A 20,061-nucleotide genomic window follows, 5' to 3' on the forward strand; every position below is an offset into this window, starting at 1 on the left:
GGGTGTTATTAAATCAGAATGTGGTGTGTGTCTTAATGAGCAATTGATTGGCTTGATGACTTCCCTATAACTTCCTTGCTGCATCTAAGCATTACAATATCGTTCGCCGTGATGATAATAAGTCTAAACAATGTGTCTCACTGTACATTTGCATAAGGGTAAATAGGCATCGTCGTAAATTAAACGTCAGCCATTTTTCGACTATCATTATTAAATGATAATGACACTCTATTATAAGTGCTTATTAAGGATTTGTTTATAGCTATGAAGAAATGCCAATATGACAAGTATTTTTGAAATAAATAGTGATTAGTTATTAAATGAATATTTGTTGTTAAATCTTCTTAAAAACACTCTTTGTCAGTCGTTTCTATTACAAAGGTGCTAGTCGTCGCCTTATTCGACCTTTTATCGATTTATATGCTAACAATTGTATGCTTAATGTTATATTAAGTTAAAATAATCTATCAATTAAAAATAAATTATCTTTTCATAAATACCCTTTATTTGCAATTTATTATAACTCTGAGATGAACTATGACTGGTCGATTACTACTTTTGCAGCGTTCTCTATTTTTAGATAAAAACTTAGGATGGACTAAGTATGCTATCGTCTTGACGGTCATTGCTATACCGTTTGTCACGCAGGCGGCTTCTCCGACGGGTTTTGGCACTTTCACTCGCGATGAAAGAGTCGCTCCCAATAGCATAGTATCAGGGACTTACAAAACGCTTACAGGAGCCACGGGTAACTATCGAATTATTGCAGGCTCAACTAGTGGGTATAATGGGGTAGAATTTCAGATAGGTGACAATGGTATTATGATTAAAAACCTAAGTAATGATAGTACAGATAAAGATAAGTTTACTTATACTTTTGAGCTTATACCCGATCCCAATAACGCTAACTTCATTAATACTATTAAAATCGCTCAGGCGACTTATCCGACATACAACAATAGCTCTAATCCTAGCGGTAATTCTGAAATAGCAAGACAAACACTAGACTACGTTCCAAATATCTTTGGTCCAGAAACTAAAGCAAAAGTCCTTATTAACTTGAACGCTTCTTATTACTTTGGCGCGATGGGTGATTATTTTATGGGTAACTCAAGTGGGTTAAATGACCAAACTATATTTACTTCCAACAATCCCATTATTGACCAACCACAATTGCGTGTAGACAGTACAAGAGGAGGTGGAGAAAGCGGTTTATATTACTATGATATTAGTAAGCTTAAAGGTACTAATTCTGGAAACTTTTATACTCTTGAACGCACAGCTGCTCCTAATAAATATGTTGAGTTTAAAACATCTGATAAAAAAGGAGTATTACCACCTGAGCCAACTTTTGAAAATATCTTAAAAGCTAATTCTAGTAATAATCGAACAACTTACCTTCCTTACACTAGTTCTATTATTCCTAAGAATACTAGCTACGTTAGTTATGGTGTTAATAATTCCGATAGTAATTATGTTATTGGAGTAGAAAATGCTCAAGCAGTCACTTTAACATACGAAGGTATTATGAATGGTAATAGTGGTAAAGATACTGCAGTCATAGGTGAGACTTTTAATGAGTGGATTAGCTTTGGTATAACAAGCGAAGTTGCTCCAACCTATACTTTTTCCGGTACGGTGTTTAATGATAATGGCGGGCTAACACTAAGATCTGATGAAGTAGGTACCGTCAACAGCCAATACTTCAACGGCATTTTTGATTCTCTATCTGGTGAAGTAGGTATATCTAACCCTAATTTAGCAGTTAGGCTAACGGATTGTAGTCGTGAAAACACTCTTATACCCACTACGTCGCCGCAAGCCATAACAGACACTGGTATAAAGAAAGGACAATATGGCTTTAGCGTGTCATCAAGCGCTCTACAAAATAGGACTAAGGTTTGTATCGTTCAAGTAGAGCCGGAAAATTGGGAATATAGTGTTGATAGCACCACAAACAAGAGAGAAGTTACACTAAACACAGGTGTTTATAACTACAACAATCTAGACTTCGGTGAAGTTCAAGCGAATAACGCTTCTCTCGTGTTAGTTAAATCACAGTACGTCAATAACTGTGATATCAATGCCAACTATAGCGGCACTACTGGCCCCTCTCCTCAAACCCCTACCTTCACGGATACGATCACAAATATAGAGCCTGGTAAATGTATCGCTTACAAAATCGATGCCTATAACCGAGGTCATGTAGCACTCGCTAACATACGTATTACTGACATACTACAAAAGATGCCTGTTGAGTCAAGGTTCCACTTACCAGTCGCTTCAGGTATCCCTGCGAGCTTACACAAAACTGATAAGCTAGACAGCCCACTAGTCACTATAGGTGAAAACGGTGTCATTATCACTGAGCCTTTTGAATTAAACAAAACTTCTGCTACTACCCTGCCATTGAAACGTACGCTGTATTTCAACACTAAATATGGAACAACTGTAAATCCTTAATATTAATTGCCTCTTGCATTATTCTTAATATTCAAAACTTAATTATTTCCAACAAAAGCCCTATTTTTACAGATGGGGCTTTTACCGTTTAACCCCTCCAAACTTCCTTTTGTCACCTTTTTAGTGACACTGTGTAATTAATTTGTAAAAATCCTTTCTAAAGCAAAGTCGATATTTTTTCACTTAAATAAAGCTTAACAGTTGTATAAGTGAGCCTCACAGAAGTAAGAGACATCTCTGACCGTGATGATTTAATAAAGGATTTCATATGAAAGGTTCTAGTTTTTTACGTAATACCTTACTAGCTAGCTTAGCATCGGTATTTTTATTAGGCACGGCCAATGCTGACGACGCTTTAAAGATGGACTTAACCGCCAATAAGGTCGTCAAGAGTGCCGAGGGTAAAACTACTTATCTACCAGTCCGGAATGCACCAGCTGGCACGGTTATTCAGTATAAAGCCACTTACAGCAATACCATTAATAAAGACATTCAAGACTTAGCAGTTGTACTGCCTATTCCTGCAAACATGACCTTCACTGGTGAAGCATTCCCTTCATCGGCACAAGCCAGTATCGATGGCAAAAACTACGCTGACATGCCACTGATGCGTAAAGTCGACGGCAAAATGGTCAAAATTCCTTTTTCTGAATACCGTACTCTGCGCTGGAATATCAAGCTATTGCCAGCACAGAAATCAGCAGCGGTCGCTCTAAATACTACTGTTAATTAAACCTCTTTATCCGTTCATTTTTTTCAACCTTACACATAGTTTTTATCATCACTTTTGGAGCAATACATGAAATCAAACACTTTTAACTATAGCTTACTTGCTGTCGGCGTCGCGACATTGATGGGTTTATCTACTGGCGCTAGCGCTGCACCTTCATCAACGCCAACAGCAACAGAAAGTGGTAACGCTGGAACTAAATCTAAAACTATCAGAAACGTCGCCACTGCTAGCTATAGCGTAGGTGATCAAACTCAGAAACCTGTGAGTTCTAACGAAGTAACTGTCAATATCAACGAAGTTATTTCATTCTCGTTGACTGCTAATAATATAGATGACGTTCAAAACGATGATAAGAATCTGAACTCGACGGTTGTACCGGAAGGCTTTGTAACGTTTAAACATACCTTAACAAATACTGGTAACCTAGATGATACTTATAGTTTTGCTCTCACCGATTCATCAGGTGGTAAATACAATCTTGCTGGCTCAAACGCAAACGTAATCATCAAAGACGCGGCTGGAGTAAAAAAAGAAGAATATACCATTAATGGGATTCCTAGTGGTTCCTTCCCATTATTAGCTGGATATTCAGTAGAAATCACCATTAACGCTAAGACCACAGGTAATCAGGGCGGCAGTACGCAAAACCTACAGCTTTCTGTCACAAGTACTAAAATTGCAGCAATTACCAGCCCAGCTAACGGTGCAACAGAAACTCTGACAAATACTGATCAATCTTCAACAGTTTTACCAGTTTTTAGTATCGCCAAAACCATTACTTCTGGTACTTTTAATGTTAATGACTCTACTGCAGAAGTAAGCTATGAAGTAGTAGTCAAGAACGTTGCCGGTGGATACTCTACAGATGCAACTAATGTCACGATTGAAGATTTCTTGCCTGATGGCTTAATTATGTCGGCGCCGTTAGCAGCTACTAATATTACCCTCGATGGAAATGCCACCATTGGAGCTACTATTACCAATACGTCTAAGGGATTCTCATTTGTAGCTACTAGCCTACCACAAGATGGAAAAATGACCATCAAATTTAAAGCTAAAAAAGATAAAGATGTACCATTAGCTCAAAATGCTCTTAACCATGTCACGGTTACTGACGATTTAGATGATGGTAAAACTGCTACTAATACCTTAGTTGATAGTACAGATGGCTCAAAAGAAACAAATATCAACTTCTATCCTACAGGCGATGATACTAACATCACTAATGGAACTTCGGTTGATGGCACTGATGGTAATGACTCTACCCAACCTCTTAACTCAATTCAACGTAGCTTGACACTGACAAATCCTCAAACTATTCAGATCCCCACGACTACTAACAGTACTACACAAGCCAATCACTCAGTGACCATCACCAATACTGGTCGTGACTCTGAAACAAACCTTAGTTTTACCCTCGCCAAGAGTGATACAGCAGAAAATGTTAGCGTCAGTAATGTACAAATAAATGGAACAGGTACAGTTTTAACTGCCGATGCTGGTGTCTACACTATTCCAGATACGCTTGCCGCTGGAGCCAATCTCAAAATCACTTATGTAGTTACATCTACCGATGCCGAAGTTGGTCAAAAAGAAGAAACCACTGTCACCTTAGTTCCTAGTGCTACGCCAGGCAATCCACCAACTGTAAATCCTGTTGTTGATACGACTCAGGTTCGCGGTATTGAGTTAGCAAAAACTCAAGCGCTTGATGCTAACTGTGATGGCAATCCAGAAGGAAGTTTTGTTACTACCTCTTTCAATGTTGATGCTGGTCAGTGTGTGGTCTATAACATTAGAGCAACCAATACTTTCGATAGTAGCGTAACTGGCAGTTATAGCATCGCTAGCTTAGTAATCTCAGATGATCTTGTTAAGAATGGTGTGACAACAAATGCTGACTATTTAACAGGGTCTGCCAATAACAAAAACATCTCTGGTTCACCTACTACTGGTTCAGTAACAGCGCCAAGTGCTAACAATCAAGTGGCTTCAAATACTGTAGGAACATTAGCGCCACAGGCAACTGCTAACCTGCAATTCACTGTCAAAATCAAGCAGAACTAATTGATAAAAATATCTTTGAATCTATAAGTAGCTTTTGCTGCTTATAGAAAAACCCTCTAGCTTGACCTAAGCGATTTTGATTGGCCAAGCTAGAAGATCACTTTTTTATCTTCCATTTATGTTTTATTGGATAAGCGACACATGACTCTATCTACCATGACACCGTCTAATCGTACCGCATTGTGTTCAGCGAAGATCTCTGCGCTGTCATTGGCGATGTTGCTTATGCAATCGAATATGGCGTTTGCAGCGACTGATTCAAATTTAGCGCCAAACCCTGACCTACAAATCATCAATAACATCGCAAACGCGACCTATAACGTCAATAGCCAGCCTGACGTCACTATCTCTAGCACCTCAAACCAAGTTCAGGTCAAAGCCTCTCATTTACCAGAGTACGGTATCAACTTAACGCAGCAGCCGGTGCAAACCGCCGCGCCTAATACAATAGTCAGTTGGGTCAACGTCTTAAATAACACGAGCTATAGCAATCAAACGATTGAGCTGACACTTGATGTCGCCCCCTCTCTATCAAATGTCAAAGTTTATCAAGACCTAAATAAGAACGGCATTATCGATAGCGCTGACAGCGAGATTATCTTTGACAATTTACGTACTCAAATTAAACTTGGGCACAGCGAGAGCATTCAACTTATCGTCCAAACATTGTCAGACCCTAACGGTAAGAGTGGCGATGCTGCTGATATCAAAATAGGCGTAGTGGTGTTAGAAGATCCATCAGTCACTCATGCGGCAACTGATGCTTTACTTATCGTTCAGCCTGAAATCAATTTTACCACTTCTAAGTACGATGATAATAAGACTACTTCGCAATTAGAAGATAACGTCTATGTGCAAGCCAGCTACGCCCAGTGTAATGTTCAATTAGATAAGCCTGATCAAGTATGGGTCACAATCACCTCTTTACTGACTGGTGATAAATACTCATTAAAAGCGATTGAAACTGGTAATAGCACGGGTAAATATCAACTATCAGTACCGACACAAAATAATGCCAATGCCATCAATGATAAAGTCATTCAAACCTTAAAAAGTGATACTTTGACTGCAAGTTTGGATGCTTGTATTATCCCTTCAGTAGGTCTAGGTCCTGAGCAGTTACCTACATCCTCTGCTGATTTTACGACTCGTATTGAAAATTTAGAAACTACGATTTCTGTCGTCGATGACAACCCGGCCTTAGTCGTCACCAAAGAAAGTAACGTCAAAACTGCCTCACTCGGTGATTATGTCAACTACACGATCAATATCAAAAACGACGGTGCTACCACCGCTTATGACGTACAACTAAAAGACGCCCTACCGCGCGGTTTTGCCTATGTCGATAGCAGCGTACGTATTGATAAAGCCCAAACAACTGAGTTTAAAACCGACGGTAAATACCAAGTCTTAAGTTTAGGTAATATGAATGCTGGCGAAACGAAAGACATTACTTATCGCGTCCTTATTGGCTCATCGGCATTAGGCGGTGACGGTACCAACCGTGCTACTGCCGTTGCTACTACTGAGCAAGGTCAGAGCCTCGTATCACGAGAAGCCCAATGGAAGATTGAGGTTGAGCGCGGTGTCATGAACACTGACGGTATCATCATTGGTAAGGTTTACCATGACATCAACCGTGACGGCATTCAACAAAAAGAAGATGGCGAGCTTGGCGTTGCAGGCGTGCGCATCTATATGGAAAACGGCAACTTCGTCGTCACCGATCCTGAAGGTAAATATAACTTCTATGGCGTCAGTGCAAAAACTCACGTCCTAAAAGTTGACCGCACCACCATTCCTAACGCCACCGAACTGATGACTCAAAGCAATCGCAATGCTGGCGATGCGGATAGCCTTTTCGTTGACTTAAAATATGGCGAGCTGCATCGTGCGGATTTCGCTATCGTTGGCGGGTTGGGCGATAGTACCGAACGTTTAAATGCAGAGTTGGTCGCGCGCAGCAAATCTGTCAGCGCTAAAAACGATAACCTAGAGCAAGCAGTAAAAACCGAGCTGGTGTTAGAGCCTGATTATAACCGCGATAATAAAGACAATGTCGATGCAAGCGGCTGTAAATCTAACGATGTCCTAGATGCCGGTATCCAGTGCGACTCGGCCATCGTGAATGAGATGGTTAAGCCAGCGGCCAATCGTGTCGATATGGCCGTGACAACGATTGCGCCTCCGGTAGAAAAAGAGCTCGAAGAATACTTAAAAGACGTTTCTAACAATGATGTTGCTTTTATTAATCTTAGCGAAGGTCAACAGCTCAGTACCTACAAACAAATGGTACAAGTTCAAGCGCCGCTAGGTTCTAACTTTACCCTATATGCCAATGGCAAAGCCGTATCAGCCGAGCAAATCGGTAAAACCGCTGAGCAAGAAAAGCAAAATGTCACCGCGTTTGATTATTATTCGGTCGATTTACAGCGCGGTGCTAATACCTTACGTGGTGTCGCCACTGACGTTAATGGCAAAGTCATCTCTGAGCAAACCATCAAGGTTTTGACACCCGATAGCCTGCAAACCATTGACTATCGAACGCAAAAGCAATTGGTCGCCGCCGATGGTGTTAGCGAATACCAAATCGTCATTAGCCTAAAAGATCGTGACGGTCGCCCTTATATTGCCTCAACCCCGATTACGATTGACGCCAATATCGGTCGTATCAACCTTAGCGACAGCAGTAAAGATCAAGCTGGCACTCAAGTTACCGTCTCTGGTGGCGAGCTACTGATACCCATCACCGCTCCAAGCGTACCGGGTAAAGGTGAGCTAGTCATTAACACCGGCAGCAGCAAGAAAGTGATTCCGCTACAGTTCACGGCTCAGCTGCGTCCCCTTATCGCTGTTGGTATCGTCGAGGGCGCTATCTCGCTTAAAAACTTTGATGGCAGTAATATTACTGATGCACAAGGTGCCTTTGAACAAGAGCTGCATGAAATCGCTGGCAATGACGACTATGCGGCAACGGGTCGCGCGGCGATGTTCTTAAAAGGTAAGGTACGCGGCGATTATCTACTGACGCTTGCTTATGATAGCGATAAAAAAGGCGAGCGCCTATTCCGTGATATCGAGCCGGGTGAATACTATCCTGTCTATGGCGATTCTTCTGCCAAAGGTTTCGATGCCCAATCGACAAGCAAGCTTTACGTGCGCGTCGATAAAGGCCGCTCGTTCGCGATGTATGGCGATTTAAAAACCCAAATCGATAATGATGAAGGTATCAAGCTTGGTCAATACAACCGTACCTTGACTGGTGTCAAAGCTCAGTTTGAGGACAATAACACACGTGTCACAGCGTTTGCTGCTGAAACTCGTACGTCACAGCGGGTTAATGAAACCCGTGGTTTAGGTATTTCAGGTCCCTACCCACTTGCCAATGATTTCGACGCGGTATTAGAAAATTCAGAAACCATCGAAGTCATCACCCGTGACGCCAATAACTCAGGTCGTATCGTGCGCCGTGAGACCTTGACGCGCTTTGCTGATTATGAAATCGACCCTATTAGCCGCAGCTTATACCTAAAGTCACCGATTGCTAGCCAAGATATCGATGGTAACCCTATCTACCTACGCGTGACGGTCGAAGTCGATGAAGGCGGCGAGAAATATTGGGTTGGCGGTATCGCTGCCAAGCAGCAATTGACCGATAAAGTCGCCATCGGTGGTAGCTATATCAATAGCGATGACCCCCTAAATAAAGAAGAACTTGCCAGTGTCAATACCGTCGTTAAATTTAACGATAAGCTAAAGCTGGTCGCAGAATACGCCCGAAACGAAGCTGAGAACCCTAATTATGACCCTAGTAATCAAATCAATGTCACAAAATTAGAAGCTAAAGATGTCAAAGGCGATGCGCTGCGTATCGAGCTTGACTATGACGATAAGAAAAACACGCGCGCCAAAGCTTACTATAATGATACCGACGAAGGTTTCGTCACTGGTGCGTCACCGCAAACAGCTGGTCGCACTGAATCTAGTATCGAAGTCACTCATACATTAAACGACAAAAAAACCGCGCTTAAATTGGAAGGCGTGCATACAGAAGACCATACTACCGAAGCCAGTCGCCAAGGCGTCCAAGCCAGTATTGAACAGCGTTTAAGTCAAAATATCGTTGGCGAGATTGGCATACGCTACTATAAGCAAGATGCCACTGCCGCTTCACGTAATACTCAAGCGGCAACGGATGTTGTAGATGTTACTAACGATACCATCTTTAATGATGACATCATTAATCAATCCGCCCTGAATGGCGTAAGCAATGCGGAAAAAGACATCGAAGGTACCACTGCCCGGGCCCGTTTGACTGCGCGTTTACCCAAACTAAATAACTCATTGGTATTTGCTGAATATGAGCAAGATATCGAGCATAGTTCGCGCAATGCCACTTCTATCGGCGGCGAAGCTGCATTGGGTAATTTAGGTCGTCTTTACGCTCGCCATGACTTAATCAATAGCTTATCAGGTAGCTATGGTTTAGATGACTCTGAAGAGCGCCAGCGTACCGTTATCGGCTTTGATACCACTTACATGAAAGACGGTAAAGTCTATAGCGAATACCGTATGCGTGATGCCATTAGCGCCCGCGAAGCTGAAGCGGCCATCGGTCTAAAGAATAAATGGTATGTTCAAGAAGGATTGACACTCAATACCCTACTCGAGCGTGTCGAATCGTTAGAAGGCGAAAAAGATAGCACCGCAACTGCAGCAGGATTTGGTGTTGAGTATTTGGCTAATGAAAACTACAAAGCATCAGGTCGATTAGAAAAACGTTGGGGCGACACCAGTGATACACTACTCGCAAGTGCAGGCGTCGCTTATCGCTATAGCGATGAGGTTACTTTATTGGCCAAGGACATTTATTCAAAAGTCGATTATGATGATGGTCATCGCACCATTAATCGTTTTCAGCTAGGCGCCGCTTACCGTGATTATGATAGCAATCAGCTGGATATGCTTGCCAAGCTCGAATACCGCTTAGACGACAACGCAACTGGCAACGATCCTTATAAAAAAGATGCGATTGTTTGGTCGTGGAGCGGTAACTATCATCCGACACGCCCATTGACGCTATCAGGCCATTATGCCGGTAAATATACGGAATATGACGCTCAAAGTATTGCCAGCGACAACACTGCACACGCTGTTTATGCACGTGGATTATACGATATCAGCGAGCGCTGGGATATTGGCTTGCAAGCAGGTACATATTGGAATGAGCAAGCGGATGATTTATCTTACTTAGTTGGCGCTGAAGTTGGCTACAGCCCGATGACCAACCTTTGGTTATCGCTCGGTTACAACTTTATGGGCTTTGAAGATGAAGATATTGCCTATGATGATACGACTATAGAAGGGGCTTACTTTAGATTACGCTTCAAATTTGACGAAGACTTATTCAAGCGTAATGACCCACGCAAAAATAAGCCGCTCACTGCAAATTCTACGTTATAATCCTTCCTACTTGTCATTTATTCTCATTGTCGTAAGCCACGCTTACGACAATTTTGTATTAACGAGATGACACTTTTTATCTCATGATAAATAACTCGTTTAAATGCAAACCTATAATACTTATTACCTTACTATAAGGTTGATCCTATGCCTCACACTACCCCTCAAGCCGCTGGATATAAAAAAAGTTTATACACTGCGTTATCAGCTGCGTTGCTATTATCAACGACTTCTTGTGTATCAACACCAAGCACTGCGCCTCAAGTGAATACACTAAAGGCAGCAGACTACTGCCTTGGTAGCAACGATACTAAAACCCAAATATCTTCTAACGCTCAAAGCGCACAGCAGCGCGCCATAAACTGCATGTTGAACGAATTGCAAACTTATCAGCAAAAAGGCATGAGCGCGCGGCAACAATACTTTGCTTATAAAGCTCAGGCTTGGTTGAACTACTCCACTCATAACGACAGTATGAATAGTCGCTCAGACGGTGGCGTACAAGCTGCCCACGCTGCAGAAGCTATCTTACAAGCATTAAAAAATAACAAAATTGAAGAACTTGAACTTATTGAAGATATTCCATCGACTTCTGCGCTCATGCGACCTGATTTATGGGCAACGTTAAATGCTCTTAAAGAGAGTGGCGGCATCAATAATGCGCCACGCGAAATCGCCTTTAGTGAAGTATCGTTAATTTGGGCGGCTGCCGACCAATGTGAGCGCGGCGCAAAATCTTCAAACAGTCACTTTCGAATGGCCGATCGCTGGCTTGAGCAAGCTCGCGAGGCTTTCGTCAACGCCCACGATTCGAAAGCCAACGTCGCTCTAGAATTGCTTATCGTGCGCTATTATGAAGAATACGCACCTTTAGATTCAAACGATGACAATTGTACCGGTCAGGTACTACCGATTATTAATAAAAATTAAGTTTCTTACTAAAGAACCAAATGCTCAATAAAATCTCATAAAACGCGCAACAAAAAAGCCGACATCATGTCGGCCTTTTTACAACTGTTATCTAACTTAACGTTCTAAAATAATTCAATAAAATTAACGGTTTTTACGCGGTAACTTTTCTGGTAGATAGCAGCGTAGATAAGCGATAGATGCGGTATTTGCTTCTTGCAGATACTTGTCAGTAATGCTCTGATGACGACGATAAGAAACTGTAAAGATGGCATTGATAATGCTAAAGGTAATCAATAATACATCTTGAATGTCTTCAAACTTTGGCATCTCATAACGCTCTGATAGGCGTTGATATACCAATTGCACCACTTGATTGTCCATATGCTCACCATAACTATCCCCTTCAAAATCAGGTGTGTTGGTGTCATAAATCAATTTGGCTTTGGTTTGGTCTTCATCAAATATTTGTACGCAGCGCTCAATCAACGCAGTCAAATATGCTTGCCATCTATCGTAGTCAACCGTTTCAACCGTTGTTAATACTTCTAAGATATCGATGGCATTTAAGAAGCGTAGTGCTAAAAATATCGCTTCAATATTTGGAAAGAAATGATAAGCAGAAGCTCTTGGAATGCCCGCTTCTTCGCAGACAGCCGCCAAAGTAATATCGTTAATCGCTTGAGTTTCACTCAGTTTTTTCGCGCCCATCAATAGTTTCTGACGGCGTGCGCGACCTTGCTGACTGGTAAATTTAAACTTGTTTGGTACCAGCTTTTTTGCCAGCTCCGAATCTACCAGTACATCTTCAATTTTGTCGTCTTTATTTTCAATCATCATAAATCTCTTAAAGTTACGCCCTATCTTTATAAATATAGTCTTCATCGGATAGCATTTGTCCTAAATCGAAGGACCATTTTCTATCAACCAGTAATTTAGATTAATAGCATCGCTACTATACTCAACGAAGAAGCATGATAAACGCTTGTACACTATCAAGCAAGGGACATGAATAGGTTAAAAAATAACTCACTAATTACTAAGAAAACGAGATTAATTGTGGAGTTTAATTTTCGCTCTTATGATACCATGATCGATGACTCTATCGGCATAATCCCACTTTAAATGATCATTAAAATAGTCAACTCGTTCAACCTGACCGAGCGAAAACTTACTATCAGGTAAAAACTCTTCAGAAACAAATAACTGATCAATCACTTCAGGCATACCTTGATAAATATGCGTATAAGCGACGTCTTTCATCCAGCCATAACGTGCTTGAATGCGAGCCGCATCAAACAAAGCCACATCGCGCATGCTCTTATCATAATTGACTTCGCCTGTTTCACTCATCAGTTGAGTTGTGACGCTACCCGTGACATCATTCATATCACCCAACAAAATCAATGGCTCGCGCGTATGATGCAGGCGTTCAATGATAGACATACGGATAGAAGCGGCTTCGGCGGCGCGCATACATAAGCTGCGCAACTTTGCACGGACGCGAATATTTGGATCGTCCATATCCTCTAGTAGCTGACCATTTTCATCGCGTAAGAAAAAAGCCCGTTTGCTTTTTAAATGTGCGGTAACAATCGTTATCGGTTGACCAAGGGCGTTAACTCGTAATATGAGCGGCGGACGATTAAAGCACTTATAAGGACCAATATCAGGAATATCAATGACCGCCTTTGGCGCTACTTCTTGCAACAAACTGCTTTCTAACTGTTCAAAACGCGTGATAATACCAACGGCTGGCGTATGTTGAGCGCCCCTGCCTTGAGTATAAGGGTTTGCATTGTCATTGCTCGCTAACGGAATAACCACATGCTCAGGATTAAAGCCCAATGACACCGCCAATGCTTCGAGTGCATTACTGTCCCATACCTCTTGGACGGCGATAATATCGGCATGCGCCTTTGCCAATAAATCAGTAATGCCGCGCAGTTTCTGTTCATATTCGTCATTGTTATAAGCAGGCGCGTTTTCGTAATAAATTCGGTTAGGATTGGCAAAATTAAGTAAATTGGCCGTTGCTATATAAAACTGCTTAGGGCTTTTGTCTTCAGCATTATTAACCATAAATTACCTGTTGTTATAATTATTATTTTTAATAATTGTTTGTTCTCGCTGGCTTGATGTATAGCACTATATTCACATTTAAAAATATACAGCAAAAAAGCCTCCAAAGAAATCTTTGGAAGCTTTAAAATAACATAAAACTGGCTACAATTATCTATTAGTCAGGTCAGTTCTACAATCAAACTAACTCTAGTAATGAGAGAGTAAGCTTTAGTATAATTTACTTACTTATATTAAATAAGCGATTAGTTGAGCTTAATCAAACCTTACTTTTCGCCAGAACGTTTTATGACATCTTAATTTTGATTATGATACACGGTTCCACGCGTCACGTGATGCACGGCGTGCTTCATTCCATTCCATACGCGATTCGCCTTTCACTTCGTTCCATGAACGCTCTAAATCTGATTCATGGTCTTCAAAACGAGCATCCGCTGGATAACGCGCGCGGTTGGCGTAACCAACAGCATAAGCTGGGTGTAAATCACGGTCAAAATCACGATCTTGGTTGTAATAATCGGCATTAGCATATTCTGCACGCCAGTAGGCTTCTTCACGGGTCGGATCAATCGCTTCTGCCGCTGCGTGGCCAGCACCACCACCGACGATAGCACCAATAGCACCGCCGATTAACGTACCTAGTGGGCCGGCCATTGTACCAATTGCAGCACCTGCCGCTGCGCCGCCAACGCCACCAATACCTGTTCCGAGTGGATGTGATCCTGGCTCACCTGTGATAACATCGGCATTCAAATCTTCTTTAGCTTCTTTTGACATATTTTTTACCGCCCCGCGATCAATCGCATCGTGATCACCGACCATATTGTCATTTTCGTGCCCCACAACTCTATTGCCGTTAATATCATGAGTAGCACCTGTCATGCGACGTTCATTGTCGTCAATAATACGGTCTCTATCACCTACTTCAACATAATCATCATTGATTACACGGTTATCAGGGTCTGTCATACGTCCATCGTTATTCATAATATTATCCTTAAATTATTTGTTATATATTAGATTTATATATTGCTAACTTATTAAACTCTACACTTTAAATTTAAAAAATTATTAAGTATGAGAATCATGCACTAAAGCTAAGTATTGAAAAAGCTAAGTACCGAAAAATTAAATGTTATAAATTAGCGGCCTCACTTAATTCATCTAAAGTATAGGGATTTATGAATAATGACCGATAGGTAGGTTATGTAAACTATGTCCAAATTACGATTGCCTTGCGTTACAGCCTGTATCTTTATCACAATTTTGTAGGTCGGCAGAGCATTTTAGGTAATTTTAAGCGGTTTCATTAAAATGGTTTAAGCCTACTTCTCAGGTATTTACATGACTTTCAGCGCTCTATCTACGGCTTGTTGCCACTTATTAAGGTGCTGCTCATGAATCTCGCTAGACATTTCAGGCTCAAAGACACGATCAATTTGCCACGATGCCTGTATCGTTGCTTCATCGTATAAACCTGCTTTTAGCCCAGCTAATAACGCTGCCCCTTTGGCAGTGATTTCTGTGTCTTTAGGGCGCAGTACAGGCACTCCTAATAAATCAGCTTGAAACTGCATCAGTAAATCGTTATTTGCTGCGCCGCCATCTACTCTTAGTTCAGTCAGGGGATGTGGGCTGTCTTTTTGCATGGCAATCAGTACATCATAAGTTTGATAGGCAATGGCTTCCAATGCTGCGCGCGCAATATGTGCTTTGGTCGTGCCGCGGTTCATGCCCGTCATACTCGCACTGACATCAGAGCGCCAATAAGGAGCAGCAAGCCCTGTAAATGCTGGGAGTAATACCACCTCCTCACTGCTATCCACTTGCCGCGCTAAATTTTCAATATCACTACTTTGTTGAATCATTCCCAGATTATCACGCAACCATTGAACGATAGCGCCTGCCATAAACACGCTCCCCTCCAAGGCATAAGTAACCTCCTTTTTGGGCGGCTGAAGCAGGCGCCTGCCGGACTGTACTATTTGATCAAATGATAAGTTGTCTGGTCGAGTCGGCGTAGATGCTCGTTGCCAAGCGATGGTTGTCAGTAGCTTATGCTCACTAAGTTTTGGCGTTTGACCGATATTCATCAGCATAAAACAGCCGGTGCCATAGGTATTTTTTGCCATGCCAGCATCAAGGCAGCCTTGTCCAAATAGCGCTGCTTGCTGGTCGCCCAATACTGCCTGAATGGGAATTTGTTTGGCAAATAGTCCTTTTTTGGTTTTACCAAAATCGCTATCCGAAGCGAGTACTTTGGGCAATATATTCATTGGTATAGCAAAGCAGTCACATAACGCCTCTGACCATGCCAATTTATGAATATCGTATAACAAGGTACGACAAGCATTGGTCACATCAATAACGTGCTCACCGCCCGTCAATTTAAAAATAAGCCAGCTGTCTATCGTGCCGACAGCGATTTCCCCTTTATTGGCGCGTACCCTTAATTTGGGATCGTTTTCTAACAGCCAAGCAATTTTACTGGCGCTAAAGTACGGATCTAAACGTAATCCCGTGATACGTTGTATCTCAGTTGCTGTATCATCATGACTATTGTCAGTGATACCACGATGGTTAAATGTACTACTCGCACTTTTTATCGCAAGCGTTTTACAGTAGTTTGCAGTGCGACGATCTTGCCAAATGATGGCAGGCGCTAGCGGTTTGCCCGTTTTTTTATCCCAAATGATGATTGACTCACGCTGATTGGTAATCGCGATACTGCTGACGTCTGTCGCCAGCAGTCCTGCCTGATTGATCACATCATGGGCACAGCTAATCTGCGTTTGCCAAATCTGCTGCGCATCTTGTTCGACAAAACTTGCTTGCGGGGTTTTTAAAGTCGTCGGCTGCTGTGCCATTTTAATCGGGCGGGCATGGTCATCGTACAATATTGCGCGACTCGACGTTGTGCCTTGATCTAACGCTAAAATATATCCTGCCATCGCTCACATCCTATTTTGTATAATGTCATTTATTTTTTACCTGCTTATTTTTAGTAGGTTTTACAGTCACATTTCTATTAATAAAATTTATTGATTGGCTTTTAATTCGCGTTAAAACGAGCTTTTATCAATAACTTATAAATAATGTTATTATTTACCCTAAAAGTAGACACTTAACATAAAAAAATCGCTTATTCAACGCTAAAAAGGCAAATAGTAAGCATTGACCCGTCACTATTGTGGCACTACAGTGTACGCTTTGTTGTTAATAATCAATTTTTGCTTTCTATTAATCGTCTATAATATTGCCCTGTTAGAACATGGGCAAATGATAATTCGCATTATTAGCGCTCTTGTGTATGACACATATTTAAACACGTTATAAAACTTTGCATTCTAATTAATGGCTTATGTGACTTATGAAATTTGCTTTATCGACTCTGTCTACTGCTGTAATGACGGTTACGCTCATGAGCTTTGCTGCATCAAGCTCTGCAAGCGCTAACGATGATAATATGCTGTCACAAAATGAGGTAACGCCAGTTGTAGTGACGCAAATTGTTGACGCGGACAATCAAAGCAGCCCTCAATCTCAAAAAAACCGCCTCAAAAATGAAGCAGTGACGACAGATATTGAGGCGAGTAAAGCCGCGCTAAATCCACGCTTAACCACCCTTGTCGATCCTATTACTCATAAGAGTATTGACAATAGCTATCCTCTAGAAGTGTCTAGTCTGCTAAGTCTTGAGCAAGCGCAGAATATTTTATTGCAAGTTTCTCCAAAGATTGCTGCTAATCAAGCAGCGATTGCGGCCAGTGAATATGAAACGGACGCCCTAAAAACCATAGACAACCCGTTAGTATTTGCGCAAGTTTCCGCTAACGCTTATAACTTGGATGCCGATATTGATTTGTCAACGCTCAAAAACGGCATTGTCAATGATATTAATGGCGCTGTTGATAGCGTCATTCCCCCTATACCAGATGTGCCTCTACCAGATTTCGGTGAATTGATTGGTGATCGTCTCCCAGACTCTTACAACTTAAAACGCTCAGGCTCAACGACGGGCGCTGGTCTTGGTGTGGTATGGCCTATTTATACCGCTGGGCGTACCACCGCATTAACGGGCGCTTCCACTGCCCGAACCCAAGAAGCTGTAGCCGACAGCTTACTTGATAAAAACGAGTTGTATAACACCTTAATCGAGCGTTACTTTAAGGCGCAGTTGGCCATTATTGCCGCCTATTTACGCGACGATGCTTATGATACGGTGCAGCAAGTTGATCATATGGCACAGCGCCTTTTTGAGGAAGGATTTATCTCACGTGTCGATCGCTTAGAAGCCCAATCGGCGCTCGCCGATGCAAAAAGTGAATCAGTCAATGCCAATAATGATGCGCGTCTGGCAATGATGGCATTGCAGCGTCTTCTACGTACCGATTATCGTATCAAACCCAGTACGCCTTTATTTGTTTCTAGCCGGCCTTTACCGGACGTGAGCTATTTTCAAGATTTGGCACTAAGCAATCATCCCGGTCTGCAAAAAGTCGCGGCCAAACGGGCACAGGCTCAGCAGCTGCATGCCTTATCAGATACGGGTTACAAACCTACCGTCATGCTATATGGTTATGGACAAGTTGAAAAAGACCCAAGCTGGGTTGCTGGTATCTCGGCAAGTTGGAAACTTTGGGGCGGACTTGATAAAACCGCTTCCCTAGCCTCCAGTAATGCCAAGATACGCCAAGCGGATTTATCTGAAATTGAGGTTAGTGACAATCTATTACTACTGGTCGAAAAAAACTGGCACGATGTCAATAACGCCCAGTCACGCTATCAAGCACTACAAAGTAATGTAGATCTGGCAGCAGAGGTGTTACGCCTGCGCCAACTTGGTCTACAAGAAGGCCTCAACACGCCGATCGATGTCGTACAAGCACAAACGCAATCGCTCAAAGCGCGCACCGAGCAAGCGCAAGCAGCAAATACTTATGTTCAGTCGCTTGCCGCCTTGATGCAAAGCTGTGGTACGCCCCTTGCTTTTAATGCTTATCTCAACGCCGCTGATATTAGACTACCGACCTTGTATGATAAATAGCTCATTTAATAAGACATATTAAACAATCATATTAATTGCCAAGATTAAATAGCACCAAACTTATTCTGCTTATTATTGACTTTATTGCTTTAGGAATCTCACTGTCATGACTGAATCTAACAACGAATCAGGCGACTCACGCAAATTAAATGATTCAGACTCATCAACTGCCTCACATAGTATTCATGATGAGCAAACGCCTGCTGCTGATATTGAACAAGAGCAAACAGTGCCAACTTATAAGCGCGAGCCCGTACAATCAGATAAATCTGCCATGATAAAAAAGGCAATTTTAGCATTCCTCGTGATTATTATATTAGGGGCTATTGCTTATGGTTTGTACAAAAGCAATCAGCACAGCGAGCCTGAAACCATCACCTTACAAGGTCAAATGCAAATGCAGCAAACGTCCATTGCGGCAAAAGTGCCAGGACGTATTGCAAAAATCATGGTCACAGAAGGCGATGCAGTGACGGTTGGTCAGCAGTTGATTGAGATGGATTCACCTGAGATTAACGCTAAGATTAATCAAGCGCGCGCTGGTAAGCAAATGGCACAAAGTCAGCTCGATAAAGCAGAAAATGGCGCTCGCCCGCAAGAAATTGCGCAAGCAAAAGCAGCTTGGCAAGCCAATAAAGCGGCATCTGATTTGGCAGAAAATACCTATCAACGCGTCAACCGTCTTTATGAAGAAGGCTTAATGGCACGGCAAAAACGTGATGAGGCTTATGCGCAGTATTTGGCTAACAAAGATAAGACGGAAGCGGCGCGCCTGCAATATGATTTGGCAGTGGAAGGCGCTCGTAGCGAAGACAAGTCTGCTGCAACCGCCCAAGTCGCTCAAGTCGATGCGCAATTAGAAGAGGCATTGGTTGCCAAAGAAGAAGCTAACCTAAAAAGCCCGATTGCGGGAATCGTGGATAATGTCATCGTCAACGCGGGCGAAGTCATTGGTCAAGGCGTCCCTATATTAACCTTGGTCAATACTGACGATCAATGGGTAGTTCTCAATGTCACTGAAACCCATTTAAATCAGTTTGCGATTGGGCAGCGTTTTATGGGTACGATTCCTGCGTTGTCTTCACCTGAAAAGCCATATACCAAACAGTTTACCGTTTATGCAACTTCAACTTTGTCTGATTTTGCTACTTGGCGCCCGACCAATAATAACGATGGTTTTGATGTGCGAACCTTTGAAGTCAAAGCGCGACCATCAGCGCCAGACAGACGTATTCGCTCGGGGATGAGCGTGGTCGTCAGTGTCAATCCAGCCCTTGTTAATCAGACCCAAGAGTAA

At 42.2% G+C, this 20,061-nt stretch carries 11 protein-coding genes; 7 read left to right on the forward strand and 4 right to left on the reverse strand.

What is annotated here, in order from left to right; genetic code table 11:
• Positions 1-537: 537 nt before the first annotated feature.
• The 5 genes from B4K26_RS11750 (at position 538) to B4K26_RS11770 (ending at position 11,656) form a co-directional block, all read left to right on the forward strand.
• Positions 538-2,463: a hypothetical protein gene (locus tag B4K26_RS11750; protein WP_296245702.1), complete on the forward strand. Its 1,926-nt coding sequence runs from the start codon at positions 538-540 to the stop codon at positions 2,461-2,463.
• 268 nt (positions 2,464-2,731) lie between these two features.
• A complete protein-coding gene (locus B4K26_RS11755) occupies positions 2,732-3,196 on the forward strand; it encodes a hypothetical protein (protein WP_296245703.1) in 465 nt (154 codons plus the stop codon).
• A 66-nt stretch (positions 3,197-3,262) separates the two neighbouring features.
• The gene (locus B4K26_RS11760) at positions 3,263-5,263 is read left to right on the forward strand and encodes a hypothetical protein (protein WP_296245704.1); all 2,001 of its coding nucleotides are present in this window, start codon (positions 3,263-3,265) and stop codon (positions 5,261-5,263) included.
• Positions 5,264-5,404: 141 nt separating this feature from the next.
• The gene (locus tag B4K26_RS11765; RefSeq protein WP_296245706.1) at positions 5,405-10,726 is read left to right on the forward strand and encodes an SdrD B-like domain-containing protein; all 5,322 of its coding nucleotides are present in this window, start codon (positions 5,405-5,407) and stop codon (positions 10,724-10,726) included.
• A gap of 147 nt (positions 10,727-10,873) precedes the next feature.
• Positions 10,874-11,656, forward strand: a complete 783-nt coding sequence (locus B4K26_RS11770; RefSeq protein WP_296245708.1) for a hypothetical protein — start codon at positions 10,874-10,876, stop codon at positions 11,654-11,656.
• Between the two features lie 123 nt (positions 11,657-11,779).
• On the opposite strand, the gene B4K26_RS11775 is transcribed toward B4K26_RS11770, so the two are convergent.
• From B4K26_RS11775 to glpK, 4 genes are all read right to left on the reverse strand, one after another.
• Entirely contained in the window at positions 11,780-12,472 is a 693-nt protein-coding gene (locus B4K26_RS11775) for a TetR/AcrR family transcriptional regulator (RefSeq protein ID WP_296245726.1), read from the reverse strand.
• A 216-nt stretch (positions 12,473-12,688) separates the two neighbouring features.
• The gene (locus B4K26_RS11780; RefSeq protein ID WP_296245709.1) at positions 12,689-13,717 is read right to left on the reverse strand and encodes an endonuclease/exonuclease/phosphatase family protein; all 1,029 of its coding nucleotides are present in this window, start codon (positions 13,715-13,717) and stop codon (positions 12,689-12,691) included.
• 306 nt (positions 13,718-14,023) lie between these two features.
• Positions 14,024-14,539 (reverse strand): hypothetical protein, encoded by a 516-nt coding sequence (locus B4K26_RS11785; RefSeq protein WP_296245727.1) that lies wholly within the window; start codon positions 14,537-14,539, stop codon positions 14,024-14,026.
• Between the two features lie 518 nt (positions 14,540-15,057).
• A complete protein-coding gene (gene glpK / locus B4K26_RS11790) occupies positions 15,058-16,668 on the reverse strand; it encodes a glycerol kinase GlpK (protein ID WP_296245710.1) in 1,611 nt (536 codons plus the stop codon).
• Positions 16,669-17,087: 419 nt separating this feature from the next.
• Between glpK and B4K26_RS11795 the strand changes: the two genes are divergently transcribed.
• Complete coding sequence (locus B4K26_RS11795; protein WP_296245711.1) at positions 17,088-18,764, forward strand: TolC family protein; 1,677 nt, start codon at positions 17,088-17,090, stop codon at positions 18,762-18,764.
• A gap of 106 nt (positions 18,765-18,870) precedes the next feature.
• The gene (locus tag B4K26_RS11800; protein ID WP_296245712.1) at positions 18,871-20,061 is read left to right on the forward strand and encodes an HlyD family secretion protein; all 1,191 of its coding nucleotides are present in this window, start codon (positions 18,871-18,873) and stop codon (positions 20,059-20,061) included.

It is taken from the genome of Psychrobacter sp. UBA6766 (genome assembly GCF_002453355.1).
Lineage (GTDB): Bacteria > Pseudomonadota > Gammaproteobacteria > Pseudomonadales > Moraxellaceae > Psychrobacter.

Coding starts and splice junctions, on each gene's coding strand:
- B4K26_RS11750 (WP_296245702.1), top strand. CDS start 538: ATGACTGGTCGATTACTACTTTTGCAGCGTTCTCTATTTTTAGATAAA.
- B4K26_RS11755 (WP_296245703.1), top strand. CDS start 2,732: ATGAAAGGTTCTAGTTTTTTACGTAATACCTTACTAGCTAGCTTAGCA.
- B4K26_RS11760 (WP_296245704.1), top strand. CDS start 3,263: ATGAAATCAAACACTTTTAACTATAGCTTACTTGCTGTCGGCGTCGCG.
- B4K26_RS11765 (WP_296245706.1), top strand. CDS start 5,405: ATGACTCTATCTACCATGACACCGTCTAATCGTACCGCATTGTGTTCA.
- B4K26_RS11770 (WP_296245708.1), top strand. CDS start 10,874: ATGCCTCACACTACCCCTCAAGCCGCTGGATATAAAAAAAGTTTATAC.
- B4K26_RS11775 (WP_296245726.1), bottom strand. CDS start 12,472: ATGATTGAAAATAAAGACGACAAAATTGAAGATGTACTGGTAGATTCG.
- B4K26_RS11780 (WP_296245709.1), bottom strand. CDS start 13,717: ATGGTTAATAATGCTGAAGACAAAAGCCCTAAGCAGTTTTATATAGCA.
- B4K26_RS11785 (WP_296245727.1), bottom strand. CDS start 14,539: ATGGTCGGTGATCACGATGCGATTGATCGCGGGGCGGTAAAAAATATG.
- glpK (WP_296245710.1), bottom strand. CDS start 16,668: ATGGCAGGATATATTTTAGCGTTAGATCAAGGCACAACGTCGAGTCGC.
- B4K26_RS11795 (WP_296245711.1), top strand. CDS start 17,088: ATGAAATTTGCTTTATCGACTCTGTCTACTGCTGTAATGACGGTTACG.
- B4K26_RS11800 (WP_296245712.1), top strand. CDS start 18,871: ATGACTGAATCTAACAACGAATCAGGCGACTCACGCAAATTAAATGAT.